This is a genomic window from Streptomyces sp. NPDC052036, from assembly GCF_040680495.1.
Lineage (GTDB): Bacteria > Actinomycetota > Actinomycetes > Streptomycetales > Streptomycetaceae > Streptomyces.
Window position 1 is genome coordinate 283,619 of sequence record NZ_JBFAWW010000007.1, and the last position, 6,038, is coordinate 289,656.

A 6,038-nucleotide genomic window follows, 5' to 3' on the forward strand; every position below is an offset into this window, starting at 1 on the left:
GGAAGGCACGACCATGGCGGGACCCGTCCTGGAAATGCGCTCGATCGTCAAGACCTTTCCCGGCGTCAAGGCGCTGTCGGACGTCAATCTGACCGTCCGGCCGGGCGAGGTCCACGCCATCTGCGGGGAGAACGGCGCCGGCAAGTCGACCCTGATGAAGGTCCTCTCCGGCGTCCACCCGCACGGCAGTTACGAGGGGGACATCCTCTTCGAGGGAGAGGTCTGCCGCTTCAAGGACATCCGGGCGAGCGAGCACCACGGCATCGTCATCATCCACCAGGAACTGGCACTGGTGCCGTATCTCTCCATCGCCGAGAACATCTTCCTCGGCAACGAACACGCCACCCGCGGGTTCATCAACTGGAACGACACGCTCAGGCACGCCACCGAACTGCTGCGCCGCGTCGGCCTCGACGAGCACCCGGAGACCCGGATCGCCGACATCGGCGTGGGCAAGCAGCAGCTCGTGGAGATCGCCAAGGCCCTGTCGAAGCAGGTGAAGCTGCTCATCCTCGATGAACCGACGGCGGCTCTGAACGACGAGGACAGCGGCAAACTCCTCGATCTCATCCTGGAGTTGAAGAAGCAGGGCATCACCTCGATCATCATCTCCCACAAGCTGAACGAGATCCGCCGGGTCGCCGACTCGGTGACGATCATCCGCGACGGGCAGTCCATCGAGACGCTCGACGTGAAGGCGCCGGAGACCACCGAGGACCGGATCATCAGCGGCATGGTCGGCCGCGACCTCGACCACCGCTTCCCCGAGCGCACGTCGTACGAGGGAGAGGCGGACGCGGCCCCGGCCCTGGAGATCCGCGACTGGACCGTGCTCCACCCGATCGACCAGCAGCGCAAGGTCGTCGACGATGTGTCGATCAAGGTGCGGCGCGGGGAGATCGTCGGCATCGCGGGGCTGATGGGCGCCGGCCGCACCGAGCTGGCGATGAACGTCTTCGGGCGCGCCTACGGCCGGTACGCGGGCGGCACGGTCCTCAAGGACGGCAAGGAGATCCGCACGAAGACCGTCGCCGAGGCGGTCGACCACGGCATCGCGTACGTCACCGAGGACCGCAAGCACTACGGCCTCAACCTCATCGACACCATCAACCGCAACATCTCGCTGACCGCGCTCAGCAAGGTCGCCAGGCGGGGGATCGTCGACGAACACGAGGAGCGTCAGGTCTCCGAGGGCTTCCGCACGTCCATGAACATCAAGGCACCGACGGTCTTCGAGCCGGTCGGCAAGCTGTCCGGCGGCAACCAGCAGAAGGTCGTCCTCAGCAAGTGGATCTTCGCCGGTCCTGACGTGCTGATCCTGGACGAGCCCACGCGCGGCATCGACGTGGGCGCCAAATACGAGATCTACACGGTCATCGACCAGCTGGCCGCGCAGGGCAAGGCGGTCGTCTTCATCTCCTCCGAGCTGCCGGAGCTGCTCGGCATGTGCGACCGCATCTACACGATGGCCGCGGGACGGCTGACAGGTGAGGTGCCGCGGGCCGAGGCCACGCAGGAAGTGCTGATGCGCCACATGACGAAGGACAAAGAGGTAACCCGATGAGCACGGATGTGACCGCCAGGACCCCGGCCCCCGCGCCGCCGGGCAAGAGCGGATCGGCCACGGGCGACGGCCTGCTCCGGCTGATGCTGAACGGCCTGCGCCGCAACATGCGGCAGTACGGCATGCTGATCGCGCTCGGCCTGATCGTCGTCCTCTTCCAGATCTGGACCGGCGGCGACCTGCTGCTGCCGCGCAACGTCTCCAACCTGGTCCTGCAGAACAGCTACATCCTGATCCTCGCGATCGGCATGATGCTGGTGATCATCGCCGGGCACATCGACCTGTCGGTCGGCTCGCTGACGGCGTTCGTGGGCGCGTTCGCGGCCGTGCTGACGGTGCAGCACAGTGTGGCGTGGCCGATCGCCCTGGTGCTGTGCCTGCTGGTGGGCGCGGTCGCGGGGGCGGTGCAGGGCTTTCTGATCGCGTATCTCGGCATACCGTCGTTCATCGTCACCCTCGCCGGCATGCTGCTCTTCCGCGGGCTCACCGAGATCCTGCTCAAGGGGCAGACCCTCGGCCCGTTCCCGGACGGGCTGCAGAAGCTCGGCAACGGCTTCCTGCCCGAGGTCGGTCCGAACACCAACTACCACAACCTCACGCTGCTGCTCGGCCTCGTCCTGATCGCCGCCGTGGTGTGGCAGGAACTGCGCGACCGGCGCCGGCAGCAGGAGTTCGCCCTGGACGCGCTGCCCGCGCGGCTGTTCGCGCTGAAGCTCGTCGCCCTGGTCGCCGCGATCCTCACCCTCACCATGCTGCTCGCCAGCTACAACGGCGCGCCGATCATCCTCATCGTCCTCGGCGTCCTGGTGGTCGGCTACGGCTACGTGATGCGCAACGCCGTCTTCGGCCGCCACATCTACGCCATCGGCGGCAATCTGCCGGCGGCGAAGCTGTCCGGCGTCAAGGACAGGAGGGTCACCTTCCAGGTCTTCCTGAACATGGGCGTGCTCGCGGCCCTGGCCGGTCTGGTGGTCGCCGCCCGGCTGAACGCGGCCTCGCCGAAGGCGGGCGTGAACTTCGAGCTGGAGGCGATCGCCTCGTCGTTCATCGGAGGCGCGTCCATGAGCGGCGGTGTGGGCACCGTCCTCGGCGCGATCATCGGCGGTCTCGTCCTCGGCGTGCTGAACAACGGCATGAACCTCCTCAGTGTCGGCACCGACTGGCAGCAGGTCATCAAGGGCCTGGCCCTGCTGGTGGCGGTCGGCTTCGACGTGTGGAACAAGCGCAAGTCCGGTTCGTAAGTCAGCTCGGGCCCCGCCGGTCAGCGGCGGGGCCCAACCTTCACGGGAGCCGCACATGGAACTGAACAGACGCACGGTCATCGCGGGAGCCGCGGCAGCCGGTATCGCCGCGACCACCCTGGGCACAGGCACGGCACAGGCCGCTTCGGGCAGCGGGAAGCCGGTGCGGGAACCCTTCGGCAAGCTGGCCGACGGCACCAAGGTCTACCGCTGGTCCCTGGAGAACGGCGGCACCCGCCTCAGGGTCCTGAACTGGGGCGGTGTGGTCCAGGGCCTGGAGATCCCCGACCGGCACGGCCGCTGTGCCAACGTGTCCCTGGGCTTCGACACCATCGACGACTACGTGGCGAAGACCCCGTACTTCGGTGCTCTCATCGGCCGCTACGGCAACCGCATCGCCAAGGGCCGGTTCACGCTGGACGGCAAGAGCCACCAACTGTCCGTCAACGACGGCGTGAACAGCCTGCACGGCGGCACGCAGGGCTTCGACAAGCACATCTGGGACATCGAGCCGTTCACCGAGGGCTCCGACGTCGGCCTGCACCTCCACTACACCAGCGTCGACGGCGAGATGGGCTACCCGGGCACGCTCAGGGCGAAGGTGACGTACACCCTCACCCGGCAGGGCGACTGGCGCATCGACTACGAGGCCACCACCGACAAGCCGACCGTCGTCAACCTCACCAACCACACCTACTGGAACCTCGCGGGCGAGGGCACCGGGGGTATCGAGGGCCACGAGCTGACGATCGCCGCGAGCCGCTACACCCCCACCGACTCGGGCCTCATCCCCACCGGCGAGCTCGCCCCCGTCGCGGGCACCCCCTTCGACTTCCGGCGCGCCAAGGCCATCGGCCGGGACATCCGGGCGGGCCACGTGCAGCAGGTCCAGGCCAAGGGCTACGACCACAACTGGGTCCTCGACAAGGGCATCACGGCGAAGCCCGAGCACATCGCGACCCTCCACGACCCGCACTCCGGCCGCACTCTGAAGATCGCCACCGACCAGCCGGGCCTGCAGTTCTACTCGGGCAACTTCCTCGACGGCACGCTCGTCGGCACCGGCGGCCACACCTACCGCCAGGGCGACGCGCTGTGCCTGGAGACCCAGCACTTCCCGGACTCGCCCAACCACGCGAACTTCCCGTCGACCGTGCTGCGGCCCGGGCAGACGTACCGGTCGACGACGATCCACACGTTCAGCGCGTAACGCGCCGGGCGGTGGAATCGGTTCCCGAAGTCACACCAGTCTCACAACCCTTGAACAACACCACCTCCGTATCCGTATGAGGGGGCGGCCCGCGCTCCCCCGCGCGGGCCGCCCCAGGACAACGGGCCCGCCCTCCCCACCCGGCCCGCGCATACGGAGGTTCCATGGCCGACAACGTCACCTCGTTGTTCCGCAGCACCACGGCGCACAGCCCCTCGATGGCGGCGCTGACGCGGGAGGGCGGCGACGGGACGGGGCCCGTGGACTTCTGTATTCCGTGCAACCCGTACTTCCCCACGCCCGCCATGTACGACGAGATGGCGGGCCGACTGCGCGAGATCATCACCTACTACCCGAGCAGCGCCGACACGATCACGGCCGAGCTGTGCGATCTGCTCCAGCTGCCGACGCAGTGCGTGGCCATGGGCAACGGCTCGACCGAGCTGATCACCTGGATCGACCATCTGCTGGTCCGCGAGTCCCTCGCCGTCCCCGTCCCCACCTTCGGCCGCTGGACCGACCAGCCGATGGAGACCGGCAAGCGCGTCGACATGTTCCCGCTCCAGGAGTCCAGCGGCTTCGCCCTGGACCTGGCCCAGTACTCCGAGTTCATCCGCAAGCGCGGCACCCGCGTCGCGGTCGTCTGCAACCCCAACAACCCCGACGGCGGGTTCGTGCCGCGGCAGACGCTGGTGCAGTTCATGGACGCGATGGCGGACCTGGACCTGATCGTGATCGACGAGTCGTTCCTGGAGTTCGCCGACGCCGAGAACGAGCCCAGCGTCGTCCAGGACGCCGTGCTGCGCCCCAACGTCATCGTGCTGCGCAGCCTCGGCAAGAACTTCGGCCTGCACGGCATCCGCTTCGGCTACCTGGTCGCCAACCCCGCGCTCGCGCACAGGATCCGCTCGATGCTGCCGAAGTGGAACCTCAACTCCTTCGCCGAGCACGTGGTCTTCATGCTGAAGGAGCACGGCGCCGAGTACCTGGAGAGCCTGCACCAGGTCCGCCGGGACCGTCTGGAGATGTCCCGCCAGCTCTCCCAGCTGCCCGGTCTGACGGTCTACCCGTCCCAGGGCAACTTCCTCTTCGTGCGCCTCCCGGTGGGCGCCGAGGGCACCGTGGTCCGCGACCGGCTGCTGGCCGAGCACCGGATCCTGGTCCGCGAGTGCGGCAACAAGATCGGTTCATCCAGCCGCTTCCTGCGCCTCGTGGTGCGCCCCGAGGTGGACGTGCGTCGCCTGGTGTCCGCCCTGGAGCAGGTGCTCTACGGGGCCAGGAAGGGAACCGCCGTGCCCGAGCTGAGCACAGGGACCAGCTACAGCTCGGGCACGGCGGCCGTGGACCGGCTGATCAGCGAGACCAACGGGACGGGGCTGCCGCTCGCCGCGCAGGCCGCGGCGATGCCGCAGCTGGCCCCGGGCTCGGCCCCCGCGCCGGCGCCGGCCGCCGCCCCGCCCCCGGCGCCCGCGCCGACTCCGCTGCCGGCCCCCGCTCCCATGGCCGTCCCGGCCCCGGCGCCGATGCCCGCCCCCGCGTCGGCCGCACCGGTCTCCGCTCCCGCTCCGCTGCCGATGGCCCCGCCGCTGCCGATGGCCCCGCCTGCGGGGATGGCCCCGGCGGCCGCCATGCCTCCCGGGATGGCCCCGGCCGCTGCCATGCCCCCGGGGGTCTTCCCGGCGCCCGCGGCCGGTCTGCAGGCCGTTCCGCAGACGGGTCTGCCCGGACTCGCGGCGGCCGCCCAGAACCGGCGCGGCATGCCCGGCATGCCCGCCGCGGGCGGTCTCACGGCCGCGCAGGTACGCGGCCGCACCCAGCCGGAACCGGTCCCGGAGCCCACGGGCTGGCCGGCGGCCGGCGCGATGTACAACCAGGTCGGCTGAGCCGCCCGGCCCCCACCGGGCCCACGCGGCGGTAGCACACCGAACGCCGTCGGCGGCCACGAGGAAGTCCCCCCGGGGCGCCCCCCGCGGGGGGGGGGTGGGGGGGGCTGCACCCCGCGGGGCCCCGGGGGGGGGGGCCC

4 protein-coding genes are annotated in these 6,038 nt (G+C 69.8%); all 4 read left to right on the plus strand.

The window, feature by feature from the left end; all coding sequences use genetic code 11:
- The first annotated feature begins 13 nt into the window (after positions 1-13).
- Positions 14-1,564 carry a multiple monosaccharide ABC transporter ATP-binding protein gene (mmsA, locus tag AB0L95_RS13830; RefSeq protein ID WP_365161465.1) on the plus strand — a complete coding sequence of 517 codons (1,551 nt, stop codon included), beginning with the start codon at positions 14-16 and terminating at the stop codon, positions 1,562-1,564.
- A complete protein-coding gene (gene mmsB / locus AB0L95_RS13835) occupies positions 1,561-2,805 on the plus strand; it encodes a multiple monosaccharide ABC transporter permease (RefSeq protein WP_365161466.1) in 1,245 nt (414 codons plus the stop codon). Before mmsA ends, mmsB begins: the two co-directional genes overlap by 4 nt.
- Positions 2,806-2,860: 55 nt before the next feature.
- The gene (locus tag AB0L95_RS13840; RefSeq protein ID WP_365161468.1) at positions 2,861-4,015 is read left to right on the plus strand and encodes an aldose epimerase family protein; all 1,155 of its coding nucleotides are present in this window, start codon (positions 2,861-2,863) and stop codon (positions 4,013-4,015) included.
- Between the two features lie 164 nt (positions 4,016-4,179).
- Positions 4,180-5,898: a histidinol-phosphate transaminase gene (locus AB0L95_RS13845; RefSeq protein WP_365161470.1), complete on the plus strand. Its 1,719-nt coding sequence runs from the start codon at positions 4,180-4,182 to the stop codon at positions 5,896-5,898.
- The last annotated feature ends 140 nt before the right edge of the window (positions 5,899-6,038 follow it).

Coding starts and splice junctions, on each gene's coding strand:
- mmsA (WP_365161465.1), top strand. CDS start 14: ATGGCGGGACCCGTCCTGGAAATGCGCTCGATCGTCAAGACCTTTCCC.
- mmsB (WP_365161466.1), top strand. CDS start 1,561: ATGAGCACGGATGTGACCGCCAGGACCCCGGCCCCCGCGCCGCCGGGC.
- AB0L95_RS13840 (WP_365161468.1), top strand. CDS start 2,861: ATGGAACTGAACAGACGCACGGTCATCGCGGGAGCCGCGGCAGCCGGT.
- AB0L95_RS13845 (WP_365161470.1), top strand. CDS start 4,180: ATGGCCGACAACGTCACCTCGTTGTTCCGCAGCACCACGGCGCACAGC.